At 58.0% G+C, this 16,155-nt stretch carries 12 protein-coding genes; 5 read left to right on the top strand and 7 right to left on the bottom strand.

Annotated features, from left to right (window positions below):
• The first annotated feature begins 27 nt into the window (after window positions 1-27).
• Window positions 28-1,761, top strand: coding sequence for an IlvD/Edd family dehydratase (locus AC2T3R_RS09845; protein ID WP_264209921.1), 1,734 nt, complete (start codon window positions 28-30; stop codon window positions 1,759-1,761).
• Between the two features lie 840 nt (window positions 1,762-2,601).
• Window positions 2,602-3,324: a FadR/GntR family transcriptional regulator gene (locus AC2T3R_RS09840; RefSeq protein ID WP_024086746.1), complete on the top strand. Its 723-nt coding sequence runs from the start codon at window positions 2,602-2,604 to the stop codon at window positions 3,322-3,324.
• Between the two features lie 39 nt (window positions 3,325-3,363).
• Here the strand turns inward: AC2T3R_RS09840 and glsB are convergent, their stop codons facing one another.
• Entirely contained in the window at window positions 3,364-4,272 is a 909-nt protein-coding gene (glsB, locus tag AC2T3R_RS09835) for a glutaminase B (RefSeq protein WP_046614057.1), read from the bottom strand.
• Between the two features lie 212 nt (window positions 4,273-4,484).
• Here glsB and AC2T3R_RS09830 point away from each other — a divergent pair, with 212 nt between their 5' ends.
• Window positions 4,485-5,522 carry a sensor domain-containing diguanylate cyclase gene (locus AC2T3R_RS09830; protein ID WP_486745001.1) on the top strand — a complete coding sequence of 346 codons (1,038 nt, stop codon included), beginning with the start codon at window positions 4,485-4,487 and terminating at the stop codon, window positions 5,520-5,522.
• 1,098 nt (window positions 5,523-6,620) lie between these two features.
• Here AC2T3R_RS09830 and AC2T3R_RS09825 read toward each other — a convergent pair.
• Window positions 6,621-7,292 (bottom strand): HD domain-containing protein, encoded by a 672-nt coding sequence (locus tag AC2T3R_RS09825; protein ID WP_486745000.1) that lies wholly within the window; start codon window positions 7,290-7,292, stop codon window positions 6,621-6,623.
• A gap of 528 nt (window positions 7,293-7,820) precedes the next feature.
• Here AC2T3R_RS09825 and AC2T3R_RS09820 point away from each other — a divergent pair.
• Window positions 7,821-8,063, top strand: a complete 243-nt coding sequence (locus tag AC2T3R_RS09820; RefSeq protein ID WP_054572973.1) for a hypothetical protein — start codon at window positions 7,821-7,823, stop codon at window positions 8,061-8,063.
• 165 nt (window positions 8,064-8,228) lie between these two features.
• Window positions 8,229-8,498 carry a DUF3077 domain-containing protein gene (locus AC2T3R_RS09815; RefSeq protein WP_196188820.1) on the top strand — a complete coding sequence of 90 codons (270 nt, stop codon included), beginning with the start codon at window positions 8,229-8,231 and terminating at the stop codon, window positions 8,496-8,498.
• A 228-nt stretch (window positions 8,499-8,726) separates the two neighbouring features.
• Here AC2T3R_RS09815 and AC2T3R_RS09810 read toward each other — a convergent pair whose 3' ends face one another.
• The 5 genes from AC2T3R_RS09810 to AC2T3R_RS09790 are packed head-to-tail and all read right to left on the bottom strand — an operon-like array spanning window position 8,727 to window position 15,855.
• Window positions 8,727-9,488 (bottom strand): DUF6339 family protein, encoded by a 762-nt coding sequence (locus AC2T3R_RS09810; protein ID WP_486744999.1) that lies wholly within the window; start codon window positions 9,486-9,488, stop codon window positions 8,727-8,729.
• The gene (locus AC2T3R_RS09805; RefSeq protein WP_486744998.1) at window positions 9,488-10,396 is read right to left on the bottom strand and encodes a hypothetical protein; all 909 of its coding nucleotides are present in this window, start codon (window positions 10,394-10,396) and stop codon (window positions 9,488-9,490) included. Before AC2T3R_RS09805 ends, AC2T3R_RS09810 begins: the two co-directional genes overlap by 1 nt.
• Window positions 10,393-12,243, bottom strand: a complete 1,851-nt coding sequence (locus AC2T3R_RS09800) for a hypothetical protein (RefSeq protein ID WP_486744997.1) — start codon at window positions 12,241-12,243, stop codon at window positions 10,393-10,395. Before AC2T3R_RS09800 ends, AC2T3R_RS09805 begins: the two co-directional genes overlap by 4 nt.
• Window positions 12,240-13,232: a PD-(D/E)XK motif protein gene (locus AC2T3R_RS09795; protein ID WP_486744996.1), complete on the bottom strand. Its 993-nt coding sequence runs from the start codon at window positions 13,230-13,232 to the stop codon at window positions 12,240-12,242. The genes AC2T3R_RS09800 and AC2T3R_RS09795 overlap by 4 nt, the downstream gene beginning before the upstream one ends.
• Window positions 13,225-15,855, bottom strand: a complete 2,631-nt coding sequence (locus AC2T3R_RS09790; protein WP_486744995.1) for a Z1 domain-containing protein — start codon at window positions 15,853-15,855, stop codon at window positions 13,225-13,227. The genes AC2T3R_RS09795 and AC2T3R_RS09790 overlap by 8 nt, the downstream gene beginning before the upstream one ends.
• Between the last annotated feature and the right edge of the window lie 300 nt (window positions 15,856-16,155).

Genomic DNA, 16,155 nt, shown 5'->3' with positions numbered 1-16,155 from the left:
AAATAGTAATACTAATTAGGTGTTCCCATGTCTGATAACAAACGCCCATTGCGCTCCGCCCAATGGTTCGGCACCGCCGACAAGAACGGTTTCATGTACCGCAGCTGGATGAAGAACCAGGGTATTCCGGACCACGAATTCCAGGGCAAGCCGATCATCGGCATTTGCAACACCTGGTCGGAACTGACCCCGTGCAACGCGCACTTCCGCAAGATTGCCGAACACGTCAAAAAGGGCGTGCTGGAGGCTGGCGGCTTCCCGGTGGAGTTCCCGGTGTTCTCCAGCGGCGAGTCCAACCTGCGCCCCACCGCCATGCTCACCCGCAACCTGGCGAGCATGGATGTGGAGGAAGCGATCCGCGGCAACCCGGTGGACGCCGTGGTGCTGCTGACCGGCTGCGACAAGACCACCCCGGCGCTGCTGATGGGCGCGGCGAGCTGTGATGTGCCGGCGATCGTGGTTACCGGTGGGCCGATGCTGAACGGCAAGCACAAAGGCAAGGACATTGGCGCCGGTACCATCGTCTGGCAGATGCACGAGGCCTACAAGGCCGGCCAGATCGACCTCAACGAGTTCCTCTCGGCCGAGGCCGGCATGTCGCGCTCGGCAGGCACCTGCAACACCATGGGCACCGCCTCGACCATGGCCTGCATGGCCGAAGCGCTGGGCACCTCGCTGCCGCACAACGCCGCCATCCCGGCGGTGGATGCACGCCGGTACGTGCTGGCCCACCTGTCGGGCATGCGCATTGTCGACATGGTGCGCGAAGACCTGCGCCTGTCGAAAATCCTCACCCGCGAAGCCTTCGAGAACGCCATCCGCGTCAACGCCGCCATCGGTGGCTCGACCAACGCGGTGATTCACCTGAAGGCCATCGCCGGGCGTATCGGCGTGGACCTGCAACTGGAAGACTGGACCCGCATCGGCCGCGGTACGCCAACCCTGGTCGACCTGCAGCCTTCGGGCCGTTTCCTGATGGAAGAGTTCTACTACGCCGGCGGCCTGCCTGCGGTCATCCGCCGCCTGGGCGAACACGGCCTGCTGCCCAACCCTGCCGCGCTGACGGCCAACGGCAAGAGCCTGTGGGACAACTGCCAGGCCGCACCGCTGTATGACGAAGAGGTGATCCGCCCGATCGACAAGCCGCTGGTGGCCGATGGCGGCATCTGCATCCTGCGCGGCAACCTGGCGCCCAAGGGCGCCGTGCTCAAGCCCTCGGCCGCCACCCCGGCGCTGATGCAGCATCGTGGCCGCGCCGTGGTGTTCGAGAACTTCGACGACTACAAGGCACGCATCAACGACCCCGAGCTGGACGTGGATGCCAGTTCCGTGCTGGTGATGAAGCACTGCGGGCCCAAGGGCTACCCGGGCATGGCCGAGGTCGGCAACATGGGCCTGCCGGCCAAGCTGCTGGCCCAGGGCGTGACCGACATGGTGCGTATTTCCGATGCCCGCATGAGCGGCACCGCCTACGGCACCGTGGTGCTGCACGTGGCGCCGGAAGCTGCAGCTGGCGGGCCGTTGGCTGCCGTGCGCGAAGGCGACTGGATCGAACTGGATTGCAAGGAAGGCCGGCTGCACCTGGACATTACCGACGAGGAACTGGCCGGCCGCCTGGCCGACCTGCAAGCCCCGCCGCAGTTGATCAGCGGTGGTTACGCCAGGCTGTACCTGGACCACGTCATGCAGGCCGATGAGGGTTGCGACTTCGACTTCCTGGTCGGATGCCGCGGGGCGGCGGTGCCCAAGCACTCGCACTAAGGCCTGAAGCCTGTCGTTTAGCGTCATTGGGGCTGCTGCGCAGCCCATCGCCAGCAAAGCCGGTGCCATCCACCGCGTCGCCTGCTTCGCGGGCGCGCCCGCTCCCACAGGGACGGCGCAGGCTTCGGGCTCGCGCTGTACCTGTAGGAGCGGCTTCAGCCGCGAACACCAGCAAAGCCGGTGCCATCCACCGCGTCGCCTGCTTCGCGGGTGAACCCGCTCCCACAGGGACGGCGCAGGCTTCAGGCTCACGCGGTACCTGTGGGAGCGGCCGTGGCCGCGAACACCGGCGCAGCCGGTGCCATCCACCGCGTCGCCTGCTTCGCGGGCGCGCCCGCTCCCACAGGTCCGGCGCAGGCTTCGGGCTCGCGCTGTACCTGTAGGAGCGGCTTCAGCCGCGAACACCGGCGCAGCCGGTGCCATCCACCGCGTCGCCTGCTTCGCGGGTGAACCCGCTCCCACAGGGACGGCGCAGGCTTCAGGCTCACGCGGTACCTGTGGGAGCGGCCGTGGCCGCGAACACCGGCAAAGCCGGTGCCATCCACCGCGTCGCCTGCTTCGCGGGTGAACCCGCTCCCACAGGGACGGCGCAGGCTTCAGGCTCACGCTGTACCTGTAGGAGCGGCTTCAGCCGCGAACACCGGCGTAGCCGGTGCCATCCACCGCGTCGCCTGCTTCGCGGGTGAACCCGCTCCCACAGGGGCGGCGCAGGCTTCAGGCTCACGCGGTACCTGTGGGAGCGGCCGTGGCCGCGAACACCGGCGCAGCCGGTGCCATGCACCGCGTCGACGCGCTAATGCTATGATGCTGCCCCCGCCCGAAGGATCCGCCCCGCCCCACATGAACTACCGCCAACCCACCACGCGCAAGAGCATGCACGCCACCCTGGTCCAGGACCTTGGCGTACAGATCGTATCCGGCCAACTCGCACCCGGGCAAAAGCTGCCTTCCGAGGCCAGCCTGTGCGAAGCCTATGCGATCAGCCGGCCGGTGTTCCGCGAGGCGATGCGCGCCCTTACCGCCAAGGGCCTGATCGAGGCCCGCCCCCGGGTGGGTACCCTGGTGCGCCCCCGCCATGACTGGCACATGCTCGACCCGGACGTGCTGCACTGGCTGATGCAGGCCACGCCACAGCAGGAATTCTTCAACATGCTAAGCAGCGTACGCTGGGTCATCGAACCCGCCGCCGCCGCACTGGCCGCCACCAACGCCAGCGCCGACGACGTCGATTCGATCGCCGAGGCCTACCAGCGCATGGAAGCCGCCCGCAACCATGAAGAGCGCCTGCAACCGGACCTGGACTTCCACGCCCGCATCGCCGACGCCACCCACAACGACCTGCTGGCCTACCTGTGCAACATGCTGTCGATGGCGCTGCGCGAGTCGGTGCGCTACTCCAACCAGCGGGCGAATTTCGACGAACTCGCTCTGCCCCGGCACAAGGCGATTCTGACCGCTATCCAGAACGGTGACGCGCTGGGCGCGCGGCATGCTTCACTGGTACAGCTTGAAGATGCCCGCGTGGCCCTTGCCAAGGTACTGGGGCAGGACCCGACAAGCTGAGGTATCGACCGGGCCTACCTCAGCCACCGGGCCCGCCGATCAGAACACCGACCAGCCGATACGCGAACTGAGCAGTTCGAGCGCCGCCATCCCGGCCAGGGAGTTACCCGCCGCATTCAACTCCGGCGACCACACGCACACGGTGAATTGCCCCGGCACGATCGCCACAATCCCGCCCCCGACACCACTCTTGCCCGGCAACCCCACCCGATAGGCGAAATTCCCTGCTTCGTCATACAACCCGCTGGTGGCCATGATCGAGTTCACCTGCTGGGTCTGGCGCCGGGTCAGAATCTGCTCACCACTGTGCTTGCAGAACCCATCATTGGCCAGGAAACAGAACGCCCGAGCCAGGTCCAGGCAATTCATCTGCAGCGCGCAATAGCTGAAATAGCTGCGCAGCACCGTTTCCACCTCGTTATGGAAGTTGCCGAACGACTGCATCAGGTAAGCCATGGCCGCGTTACGCGCACGGAACTGATACTCCGAGTCGGCAACGCGGGCATCGATCGCGATATGGGGATTGCCCGATAGCCGCCGCACAAAATCGCGCATCGACAACGTGGGTGCAGCAAAGCGCGACTGGTTGATATCGCAGATCACCAACGCACCCGCATTGATAAAAGGATTACGCGGCCGACCACGCTCGAACTCCAGCTGCACCAGCGAGTTGAACGGCTGGCCCGAAGGCTCATGGCCAAGCCGCTCCCAAATGGCCTCCCCCGAGTGCCCAATCGCCTGCACCAGGCTGAACACCTTGGAAATACTCTGCACCGAGAACGGCACCAGGGCGTCGCCGGCGCAGTAATAGCTGCCATCGTTGCCATAGACCGCGATGCCCAGCTGGTTCGCTGGCACATCGGCCAGCGCAGGAATGTAGTCAGCCACTTTGCCCTTGCCGATCAAGGGACGTACTTCTTCGAGAATCTCGTTCAACAGCGTTTGCATGAAAGGCCCTGTATCAGTCCCCAGACGACGGCGAAGGGGTAGCAATCTTGACGATTATCGAGCGAAAGAAATCACACTCTCGGCAAGAAATGGCCAGCCGCACCTGCAGCCCAAGGCTCCACGCTATAACCTATGCTGTGCTTGTTTCGACGGTATAGAGAACGCGCCCCGCCTAGTGCAAAAGCAGCCAACCAGGGAATGGAGGACCAACGATGCCAGCTTGCCCTTTACCCGCAGACGAAGCGCTTCGCCAGCGCACGCTCGATGACATGAACCTGGTCGATACACCAGCCGAGCATTACCTCGATACCCTGGTGCGGCTTACCCAGGACCTGGCCCATGTGGACACTGTGCTTATCAGCCTGATCGACCAGGACCGACAGTGGTTCAAGGCCCGCATAGGGCTTGAGGCAAGCGAGACGACGCGCAGTATTTCCTTTTGCGGCTACGCCATTCTCGGCGAGGGTACCCTGATGGTGCCCGACGCCAAGTGCGACGGGCGATTCATCGACAACCCGCTGGTGCTCAACCCGCCCTACATCCGCTTTTACGCCGGCCACCCCTTGCGCGCCGGCAACGGCAAAGCCATCGGCACGCTGTGCATGTTCGATCCCCACCCGCGCGTGCTCAGCGAGGCTCAACAAGCGAATTTCAGGGACCTGGCCACGCTTGCCGAGGGATATCTGCAACTGCGTACCTTGGCCCAGGTAAACCGCGATCTGCGGCTTGAAATGGATCGCGAGCAACGCAAAGCCCTGCTCGACCCTTTGACACAACTGTGGAACCGCGGCGCGCTGTCGGCGTTTGAAGACCATGAACGGCGATTGGCTGAGGTGAACGGCCTACAACTGGGTGCGGTTTATGCCGACCTGGATCACTTCAAATCCATCAACGACAAGTACGGCCATGGCGGCGGTGACAAAGTGCTTTGCGAATCTGCACGTCGCCTGCGCGCCGCACTTCGCCCCGATGACCTGCTGGTGCGCCATGGGGGTGAGGAGTTCGTCGCTATCTTGCATGTTAAAGACAGCGAAGAACTGACGCGGATTGCTGAGCGGATTCGCGAACAGGTGGATGCCAGCCCGATGCAGTTGCCATGTGGCCAGTTGAAGGTGAGCGTCAGCGTAGGGTGCACCCTGTTTGCCAAGGGTGAAACGCTGGATGACGCACTGGAACGCGCTGACAGGGGACTTTATGACGCTAAACAGAATGGACGAAACCGGGTTGTATATGTAGCGCCGCCATTCTGAGACGGGCATGGTCCGAGCTTTAAACCTATTATCCGGCACCCTGTGAGAGCAGGTGTGCCCGCGAAGCGTTCAACCTGGCCTGAGTCAACTGCTCATGCGCAACCCAGTTGCTCTACGTAGCGCCCCTAGTGGGCATTGCTCCACAGTGTAAGAACACACCTACCAGAGCAACCCACCCCACCATGATATTTTTCTTGAGGAATTCAGGCTGATATCCCAAAAATAAAAACTGTTGGAACTCCAATATCCTCATATATGTAACAACAAAGAAGATATTGTATAGCAAGCACAGGCAGAATAGCCCATAACCGAGATGAGGCCCCGAGCACTTGGCACGCAAAATGAATGCACCACACACACTGAACACGGTGCACAAAATGAATAACCATGCCATCACCTATTCCTCAGCTGGACTCTTACTTGATCAACTATCAACACGTTTAAAATCTCGGAGACAATAGGCCACTTCGCCAGCTACTTGTAAGGGAAAGGCTTGGAGGCTATAGAAAAAATATCGCCGAGTATGTAGGACCGTTCCGAAACCCACGCCTTGCTTTGTTAGAGACTATTGCGTTAACGCCAGCTTCGGTACCAGCCACAGTGCGCCTGTTCTAGCTCATCACCAAACCGTTTAGGCCTACTACTGGATGCCAGAGGAAGACACCCGAGAGGAAAGTCTGGACAAGTACATGGCCACATAGACACACGACAAACAGCCAAGCCAATTATCTATCCCTAGGCATCGTACTTGAAGCGCGTGACAACTTTGCGCCCCCGCCGCACCCCTCTAGTAAATCGACTGGTTGGGCCCGAGATACCGACCACCTGGCCAGCTTCGTTTTCGAGGCAAGTACACGATCTGTAAGAGATTGCCTGGCCCTTAGGTTTGCGCTTTCGCGCAGAGAGCTCAACTCGCAAGCGCGACGCGGCGCCTGTGGGAGCGGGCATGCCCGCGAAGAACTCAACGCGGTGGCTGGCACCGGCTGCGCCGGTGTTCGCGGGCACGCCCGCTCCCACAGAGACCCTGCTACATCAATCAGTCATATACTGTTCCATGAGACCGGTTTAGCGCGTACAAACTGCCGAAAATCTCGGAACCTACCCACTTGCCCCTGCCCCGCCAGCCCCGATCTCATCCATGAAATCCGCAAGAAACACTTCAAGCCGCGCATGACGTTCAGCAGCCAGTCGAGCCCCTTCAGCAGTTTTACACCCTGACGCAAGCTTGAGCAGCTTGGTATGAAAGTGCTCGACCGTATACGCCTTGTCCTGATACTCCCTCCCCCACGCAGTGGGGTTCTCGAAATCGTACAGCGCCGACCCCATTCGCCCGGAAACGTAAAAACACCGGGCAATACCCACTGCACCTATGGCGTCCAGGCGATCGCTGTCCTGAAGAATCCTGGCCTCAAGGGTGAGTGGTTCGAAGCCAGCCGAGTAGCTGTGGGTTTTGACTGCATGCGCCACCTGTTCGATGCGCTGCAAGGGCCAGCCCATATCAGCGAGGATTGACGCCACCCTTTGTGCGGACAGCGTTGACGCCTGCCCACGCAAGGGCGAGTTCTTTTCTACTGCGACACAGTCATGCAGCACCGTCGCTGCAAGCAGCACTTCCAGGTCGCCGCCTTCTACGCGCTGTATCCGTTGCGCGTTGACCCATACGCGATGGATGTGGGACAGGTCGTGGGAGCCATCTGGCTGGTCAGCCGGTAGATACTTCAACAGCTCAGCGGCAAAGCGCTGGAAAGGGGCAAAAGCTTCGATAGTCATCTTCGCTGTTACTTGGCGTCCGTTGTCAGGGGCAAGCCCGTGACCTGCCTTGGTCCAGATGCGAGCGGGTCAGTTTCAGGGCTTGAGTGGCGAAAGTCCATGCTGGACCGTTTGTTGGCATTGCGACATAACTGGATACAGGGATTCGTGAGTGGAAAGCTTTTTGAGATCCACAAACCGTTGACAGAGCAGCCGGCGTTGCATGCTGTGAGGGTGAATGGGCAAAAAAAGTCAGAATTAGCCCCTTCCTTGTAGGCCATTTCCCAAAGATACTCCCTGCGCCTGTTTTTCGTTGCACATGGAAATCGTGAACCATAGTCTCGACCTGCCGCTACCAATTGGCGGCACGGTTTTGACAGGCCGTGGTTCACTGAGAGCATGTGCAATGCCAGTTATGGCAGCTGTGCGTGGGGCACCTTTGTGTGCGCCGGGATTCTCAGTGCCCCCGGTCTGTCAACCCACAAACAGCTGCCACCCTTCCGTTTGACAGCGGATCTGCGGCAGCCCTTTAAGGCACTGAGAGGGTTTATGCTGAAGATAGTCCCTGATCCACCTCACAATGTTCTATCCCTTGAAGACACCCTGATCCAGGCCACGGATTACGCGCTATGCGCGGCGACCGTTGTACATCAGGCGATACTGCTGCAGCCCAAGTCGCCAGCGTCGATTCTGATGATGGCTTCGATGCATGAGCTAGAGACGCTGCGAGCTTTGCTTGAATCTGCGCTGGTCCAAGTACAGATGCCCACTGAACCTAGGACATTGCACTAAGGCTTCATTGATGTGTCGCCTGGGCTGCCCCAATCGCGTGCAAGCCGGGCTCCCGCATGGATCTGATCTACGCCACAGATCTCGAGGCCTGTGCAGTATCTGTGGGAGCTGGCTTGCCGGCGATGAGGCCAGACCAGGCACTAGAAATTTCGGGGAGATTGAACAATGACCACAGAAGAAACCAAATTCACCGTCGGCAAAACCACCTTCTACCAAGGTGAAAACCAGACCCATCCGCTGTTCCGCATCGAAGCAGGCATCCCCTGCCAGAGCGCCCGCGAACAGGCCTCGGAGCTGATGGGCTATGCACGGGATATGACCCTGGACGGCTTGATGGAAGACAAACCCCAGCTGATCTGGGCTTCGCATTACCTCTGCGCATTGGCTAAGGCGCTGATGGATGATGCCGAGCTGGGAATGATGAAAAACCCTTGAAAACTCCCGTTCCCACAGGAGCAGAGCTGAACTGCGCTATCGCACCTGCCATGACTTACGCAGTCTCTGCAGGAGCACCTAGGTCGCGAAAGGGCCGCAAGGCGGCCCCAGCAATCCAAGCCCCAGCGCAACCTGTACTGCCCTTGATCGATCAACTAAGTAAGCGCATGACCGTTACCAGCCATGTGGTGACCTACGGCCGTCAACTGCCCTATGCCGGCAAACCTTTCAGGGGGCAGATTCAACGGACATCGCATGTTCGAAAACCGCCGCCACAGTTTCCTCAAGCTGCTCTGCATCCAGATAAGCCAGATCGATTACCTCGTTACGAATACGAAGAATCTTTATAGCTCTGCGCATGATGTCCTCCATTGTGCCTTTTTCTATTTCGATTGCCGCCCTCATCCAGCCCTCCGCCACAGCTGTCGCAAGTCGCTGAGAGCAGGCAATCGAAGGCCTTTCAAATATCTGTACCATCGCATCTTCGGGTAGTGCTTTAACCAGACCCCAGCGGTCAGGATGGTCCTCTCCACGATCAAGCCCCTTACCGCGCATCCAGAGCCGCTGAAACGTATTTCGGTTCCCACCGGCAAACCGGCTACGACTTTCACCCGGGAAGCGCCATACCACCAGATCAGGGACAATGACAGTCGCAAGAAATGCCCAGACATCATTCCTTAGCGCTTCACCACTGGACAGTGCTGGTGCCTGCGCAAGGTAAATCGCCGCCTCCTGATCGAACTCGGCCTTGGCGCTTTGACTCCCAGTGCGTGGGAACCCTGCGCTTTGTGCGATCTCTTTGAGACCCTGCCCGAGATCCACAGCGGCCTTGCCCGATTTGTAACCACCGCTGGGAGCAAATGACAATACGTCCGAATAATCCGACAGAATATTCAGAGTAGATCGCGTATTTGCGCCTGTTTCATGAAATCGTCCGAGGGCGGTATCCACACCTATTGGCTTCAGGCGAGGTAATAGTGCGACAGTCATTATTCTTCGTTCCCTAACTCGGCGGCTGCCAAAATCGATGCATGAAAACGGCCGGGGTAGCTTCGACGCAAGACGCTGATGCTTTGGCGGTTCTGCCCACTAAAAGCGGTTTCGATCCAGATACGGGTCTGTTGTCCGATGGATCCCTCTTCGAAACTGACCAAAAAATCATCCTCACTCTCTTGATCAAGCGCCGTCGTAATCATTTGTGTCATGACATCAGCTACGATCGCTTGAAGCAAAAGCCGGTCACCGTCCACAAAGCGCTGCGCGATTTCCTCTATGTCGGCGTTCACGTATAGCCGCACATTGCCACCGAAGTCGGCATGAAAGTTTGACGGGTCCCACTGTACGTACCACGGAGCATTCTGCTCAGGCATGCCCTGAAAGCTGTCAGTGAAACTCGTGAGCTCGATCGGAAAGCGCGATCCGCCACCATCCTCGATGAGGACACGCAGGTCTGTATGCCAAAGCTTCGCCCCTTTAAACCGGGGTGATAACTGGTTTCCTGATGCAGTGGGCCCGTCGAGGAGAATTCTGACTTCAAGATAAATCTGGGATGAGAGTGTATACCCTGCAAGTGTCGCTTCGAGACGTACACAGGTTTTGTCACTATCAAGGATTTTTATGCACGCATTGTGGGTTACGCGAGGAAGCGACCCTGCGCCAGTCCCAACCACGAGCACTGCGGCGAGCTTGAGCGAAGTAGCGTCGAGAGCCAGATCCAAAGCAGCCTGCTCAAGGTCAACAGTGACTTCTACTCCGACCTCCAGATCTTTCTCGTAGTCCCAGTCCTCCAGAATTTCGCCAAGAGGGAACCGCGGCTGACCAGGTTCGCCGATCGTCCAATCACTCAGCACAACAGAGTCATCGGAGAGTGTGAGGAATGGCAGAGCTATTCTTCTCATTGATCACCCTCCTTTACAAAGGCCAAGCGTACTCCGACGGCGGCATGAACTGTACTCAACACCCTAATCGTCACAACACCACTCTGCTTGCCCACTTCCAGAGTATCGCCACAGGCTTCTTTCTGCGAACCATCCAAATCCATCTTCAATACCCTGGATCCAAATCCAGGCGGAAGGTCCTTGCTGTCCGTCATCCCACCATCGGCGATGAGTCTTGCTTCAGCAATCAATTTGAGATGCTCATCTCTCTCGTCGTTACGCAGTTCAGCTTCAAAAACCGCACATGGCTGATCATTTTCGTCAATTTCAAGTCGCAAAAACCTAGGCACAGAGACGGATAGGTCATCACGCTTGCGGGGTGTACAAGAATTTGCTGTGGCTGGTTTACCTGGTCCTTTACCCGAAACAGCATCCAGAAGATTTCCCAGTTTAGCTGCAGTCTTCGCCAGCGAGGGACCTTTGGTTCTTTCGCTCGCAACAATCGTCGAGGTCGGGGAGGCATAGGTTTGGGCATGATGCTCAAGACGTTTCAGTGCAATCCTGACCATTGACTTCGCGTCTGAGCCAGGGAGCATGTCAGGCACCCAATCATCATGCGCGGGGGGCTCTGCCTTTGCGAAGGCTTCTTCTACCAGCTTCTCATCCGAACAGATGAAAACGCCCGCCCATTCGTAGCGCGCATCCGGGAACGGCGCACCGCTTATGTATTTGACGACGAGTTCCACAGGCCGCATTACCGCGATGTGGCTCGCCTGATGAGGTACCTTGGAATCGTCATGAAGGGCTACTGCTGAGCGGGTCGCGCGCATCCCCCTCTTGAGCGCGAGAGCCCCTAGGGGTTTGTACGGCTTGTCCCGTTGTATCCGAATGACATCGCCGTCAACATTGCGATGCTCGGCAATGGCAGCAGAAAATAAATCTAGCGGTGGGAACTGTTCGGGTAGAGGAACGGGTACTTCGGTTTGCTCTATGAATAACCGAATGTCCAGCTTCCTCTCCACTGGGGTCGTCTGCGTGAGTCGAGGCCAGAAGTTCCAGAGTATCGTCTCGATGATCTCATCCGCGACCGTTCGTGCCCCCTCGGCTACATAGGGGTCAAGGATCATGACTGTCGTACCGGTCAGGACGTGCGAACGTGCCGGCATGCCCAAGCATGCTGCAAGCTCTTCAGCTGTTCCGCCTACGGCTGGGTCGATGCCGCCTTCGTTATCTTTGATACCCCACCAGTGGCGCCCAGTGAAACGTTTTCTCTTACCGTCCGATGCAATGGCGTCAAAAGCACTGCCGAGGTGACAACCCATGAACCTTCTCGTCTGTGTGCCGTTAGCGGTGGTTTGTGTATCGACAAGAATAGTGGAGCAGGCGCTCATCGCATAAAGGGAGCTTTTGCCATACCCGTATGTACCTCCCCCATTATGGGTATCCCGCGCAACGCCGACATTTCGCAGGAAATTCACGAAATCCAACGCTTCGTCACCTTCCGCCACGGCATCACCTGACGTCGGACCGCCTAATCCAGTGGTATTGAAGTCGCAGATCTCCAAGACTTTCAGATCGGACTTCCCGAGGGTATCCTGGATGGCCCCTGCTGTTTCGTCACAAGCGATTTGATCGGATAGCACGTGGTTCACGAGAAAACTCAACTGCTCCGATGTCAGAGTGCGATAGCGCACATGGATGGTAGGGCCTTTTCCCAGACGGCCCGCATCAATGCTGTTCTGTATGGACTCGCGCAGCACTGTCTGCAAAAGATCCTGTGCAGGGCAGCCAAGCAACTTTTTGAAGCCGTCGGCGGCGATATTACCGGTGCGCGCGAATGGTTCGCTGAAGAGTTCCAACAGGCTCATTTCGAGATTCTCTCGAAGGCGCACATCTGCTCACTTTCAGAGAGCTCGTATGCGGTGGCATGGGTCAGGTCTACGGCATACGTCAGATTGCTCACGCCGGTCGGGAGTGATTTTGACTCGAATGTCGAACGGGTGATTCTGGGGAATCCAGGCCCAACCTGATAGGTCTTGATCGACCAGTCGGAATAAGCAATGCGATTCCATTCCGGAGCGTCGGGGCTTTGGCAACCGATCGCAGCCAAGCGCTCATGGAGCGTTGAGGTATTCACTCCGCAGGCTTGCAACAGTTTTACCAGTTCCGCGACCGACAACTCGCCGTCCATTGCCTTCTCAATGTTGACATGCGCCAGGACGAGCGAGCCGTCGTCAGGCAGCTCCAGTTGGTCTATGCCGTTGATACCTATCTGCATCGTGTCCAGACGACCGGAAGTCTTCACTTCCAGAGCGTGAACACCCCTGCGGAAGTCGTGGCGCTGCCCCAACGGCCCCGACCACGCATCGACAGCGCCAGGGTCTATCTTCACCAGTTCATGAAGTACCAGCAGCTCGCCAACAAGCCCTAGTATTGCACTTTCAGGCGTTTGCGGGGCCGATGTTTCCCCCAGCAATACGCGGAAATCATGAATCGCGCTTGCAACTGCCGTGTGAGGCGAATCTCCGTTTTCCAGGCGCCTGAGTATTGCCTCCGCCAGCTCCGCAAACACTGCATTCAGCGTTTTTTCAAGGCACATGATGTCAATGAACCGGACGCTCTTACCCGCGACTGCAAGACTGACGATGGATATCGAGAGTTTGCTGGTAGAGGTGAGCCCTACTGGATGATACCCACTGGTTGGGACCAACAGACGGGGTTCGCCATGCAGGCCGATTGCGTACCGTACGACACCGAAGCCGGTGTCGATGCCGGAGTCCAAAGTCGGAATCTCGACGACGCCATCGCCCCTCTCACTGGAGCGAAGTTGCGACCACCGATGAAGAGGATTATGCATCGGCAGTCTGCGCCTCTTCCTCTGCAACGAGCTCTTCCAATGCTTCGTCGATCTTTTCTTCCGATGGAACATCCAGCTCCACCGCGTAGTACGCACCAGCGTGATCCTTGACGCCTGGAAACACGATACCGATTCCGATGAGGTCATCGGTGGCATCCAGCATGACACGATTTTTCGTGCTCGCCATTGGGGGAGACTCTTGGTCAATCGCATACAGCAGTAACAACGGTTTAGCGGGTCTTCGGCTTTTGAAAGATGCCCACGAGTCATCATCTTCGTCGCTGGAGGGACTTAACGCGTCGATGAGAATATCGTTCTTCGACATCAAGGCCTTGATGTCGGCATAGCTTCGCTCCGAAGCGCTCAACTGCGCGCGACGGTTGGTAGGAATTGGACCCAACTGCCCCAGCGGCTTGCGAGAGAGACTGGATCCAGGTGTGATGAACCCCACGTTCCAGGTTTTCAGTTGTTGTCCTGCCTTATCAATGTAAGCCAGCAGCATTTCTCTTTTCAGATCCATATGCTGGTCGCAGATCTCGTAGGTCTTCAAAAACTTTCTGATCATCGCCAGCGGTATGTCTTGTGCGAGTTTTCGATTTCCCAAGTCCTTGATGTTGTCAGCACCAATGTCATCCACGAGGCAGCTTGCAGCAGACCAATTGGCGCTGACCACTCGTTCACTTTGATGGTCAAAGCGAATGGTCTGTACATGACGCCCTTCAAAGCTGATGCTGGTACGAAACGCGTGGCGCATTTTCGCCGCCGAAGTAATTGCCATCCCTGGGATGGCCCGAACCTTCACTGCGAACTCCGCAGGAGTAGTCTTGTATTCGCTGTACCGCGCGATGTCGTCGCGAATTTCCTCCTCGATGCGCGCAAGTGCCCTGAAGCTTGAAATCAACTCAGCCGTAGTCCAGAGACGGGGAAGATCCTCGTAACCATTTCGATACCCGAACCAGCGGCCCATCTGAAGAAGGGTGTCGTATTGCATCGAAGTGCGAAGGAAGAAGGATACGCAGAGCCCTTCGATCGTCAGTCCCCGAGCTAGCACCGCTCCACCGATCACTACATAGGTTTTGGGGCCCTTCGTGTAGTCCAGCCGCTTATCGCTGACCCCGTTTTCGATGGCAACCTCCAAGGCTGCGAGCGTCTGCTGGAGATGTGGCAAAAGCTGTTGCAATGACGGAGGGCTTACGTCGTGCTCAAGTGGAACCGCAGAAATTTCACGGTTGAAGATCGTACTCAATCTCGCAGAAATATCTCCGTTACCTGTAGCCAGATCAGTACCGTGCGTTTCCAGCCATCCACAAATGACTGCGTCCATACCTTCGTGCTGAGAAATAAGCGGTGATGTGTGGATGAGCATCGACATATGCTCGTGTCCTTGGCCTCGCGCTCGACGTATGGAACACGAGATGAGGAACCAGAGGAGCGCCTCCTCCAGCTCCTCTGTCATCTGCGGCTTGAAGTTTTTATCGCTTGCGCGAGCGGGACGCAAAATATTCAGCTTCTCCACCGGTATGGTCCGTATCATGTCCCGGCCGGCTTCTTCTGTACTTTCGTTGTCGGCGTCCTTCGGGTCGAAACCGAACACCTCCCTCGCCCCAAAATAGTTGTCGGACCGAGGTAGCGCTGTAATGAAATCTTCAGGGTAAAGATCGTCCAGCTCGTCCTTGTTGCGCGGATACGGATCGATAAAGACGTTGGCAAACGGCGTGGCGGTGTAACCCACGTAAGAGACCGCAGGAAGGGCCCGGATGATTTTCCGAATCTCTTCGTTGATTCGAGTCATGTCCTCATCATTGTTCGAAGCATTTACTGATGCCTGATCGCACTCATCATCGATGATGAGTACCTTGAGTTGCGCCTGGACATTCGTCGAAGTGCTACGCCCCTTGTCGTCGACGATTGTTCGGCGAAAGGCTTGCAGCCGTGAGGCAACTTTTTTCATCACGACCAACTGGGCGCGACCGGGCACGGGAAGCGCGAAGTGGCGACTGGCCGGGATCTCAAAGTCACCTTCGTCTTTGCTCTCCGTCCACAGCTGCCATAGGTGGCTGTGGCGCATCACGACGTCATTTTCGATTCGGCTCTGTGTCTGAGCCCTGAGCTTATTGGTGACACCTGCGAGAAGAACAATGAGGTTGTAGCCTGCATCCACTGCCTTGGCGATGACGGCAGTCATGTTGGCCGTTTTGCCCGACTGAACGTAACCCACGACAAGGCCGCGGTGACGAAATTTGGCCGCAGAGGGGTTTGCCAACAGCGAGACCACCTCCGACGAGCTTTTGTCTATCGATTTAACAGCGTCCTTGTCCCAGCCCTTGACGTTGGTCAAGTAGCCTTCGAGCGCTGGCCAGTGAACGTCGCTGGCACTCGGCCCGGTGTACCACTCCTCCCTCGACTTGATGAGTGAAGAATGACGCAGGACCTCCACACTCCCCAATGACGCAACGACACGTGCGAGTGCGGTCGCGAGGTTTTTATCCATGTCGGCGGAAAATGTAATGCCAAAAACAGAAGCCTCTCGTTTGATGGCTTCTGCAGCCGTGGCGGGGCTTTCATGTGTCGGAAGCTTTTCGCGGATCTGCTTCTCGAAAATATCAATCTGTGAGGTCATCATAGAGCTTCCTGCAATTCCTCGGGCCAATGTCGGCAGGGTCGAGTTCCTAACATCCTTGGCCCATTGTCGGGCCCATTATTGCCATTCGGTACACCGGCAAAGACGGGGGCTGCGCGCTAATTGGACAGGCTTTGCCGCGACTCCTCAGCGCAGTTGCAAGCATCGACTGCTAGCACCGTAATATCAATACCCTTTTCAGTTTAAGCAGCCGGCAGATAGCCCTAGATAGGCCCGATTCGCTATCAGGGGCCCCCACCGCCACCACTAACGTCGCAGACATGCTGGCGATGCCTTGGTTAC

The sequence above is a fragment of the Pseudomonas sp. PVC-5-1 genome (genome assembly GCF_057444345.1).
Note: the sequence above shows the minus strand (reverse complement) of the source record. Positions and strands in the feature narration are given on the sequence as shown.

Bases quoted from the DNA above. Each gene is read 5' to 3' on its own strand.
- AC2T3R_RS09845 (WP_264209921.1), top strand. From the start codon at position 28: ATGTCTGATAACAAACGCCCATTGCGCTCCGCCCAATGGTTCGGCACC.
- AC2T3R_RS09840 (WP_024086746.1), top strand. From the start codon at position 2,602: ATGAACTACCGCCAACCCACCACGCGCAAGAGCATGCACGCCACCCTG.
- glsB (WP_046614057.1), bottom strand. From the start codon at position 4,272: ATGCAAACGCTGTTGAACGAGATTCTCGAAGAAGTACGTCCCTTGATC.
- AC2T3R_RS09830 (WP_486745001.1), top strand. From the start codon at position 4,485: ATGCCAGCTTGCCCTTTACCCGCAGACGAAGCGCTTCGCCAGCGCACG.
- AC2T3R_RS09825 (WP_486745000.1), bottom strand. From the start codon at position 7,292: ATGACTATCGAAGCTTTTGCCCCTTTCCAGCGCTTTGCCGCTGAGCTG.
- AC2T3R_RS09820 (WP_054572973.1), top strand. From the start codon at position 7,821: ATGCTGAAGATAGTCCCTGATCCACCTCACAATGTTCTATCCCTTGAA.
- AC2T3R_RS09815 (WP_196188820.1), top strand. From the start codon at position 8,229: ATGACCACAGAAGAAACCAAATTCACCGTCGGCAAAACCACCTTCTAC.
- AC2T3R_RS09810 (WP_486744999.1), bottom strand. From the start codon at position 9,488: ATGACTGTCGCACTATTACCTCGCCTGAAGCCAATAGGTGTGGATACC.
- AC2T3R_RS09805 (WP_486744998.1), bottom strand. From the start codon at position 10,396: ATGAGAAGAATAGCTCTGCCATTCCTCACACTCTCCGATGACTCTGTT.
- AC2T3R_RS09800 (WP_486744997.1), bottom strand. From the start codon at position 12,243: ATGAGCCTGTTGGAACTCTTCAGCGAACCATTCGCGCGCACCGGTAAT.
- AC2T3R_RS09795 (WP_486744996.1), bottom strand. From the start codon at position 13,232: ATGCATAATCCTCTTCATCGGTGGTCGCAACTTCGCTCCAGTGAGAGG.
- AC2T3R_RS09790 (WP_486744995.1), bottom strand. From the start codon at position 15,855: ATGATGACCTCACAGATTGATATTTTCGAGAAGCAGATCCGCGAAAAG.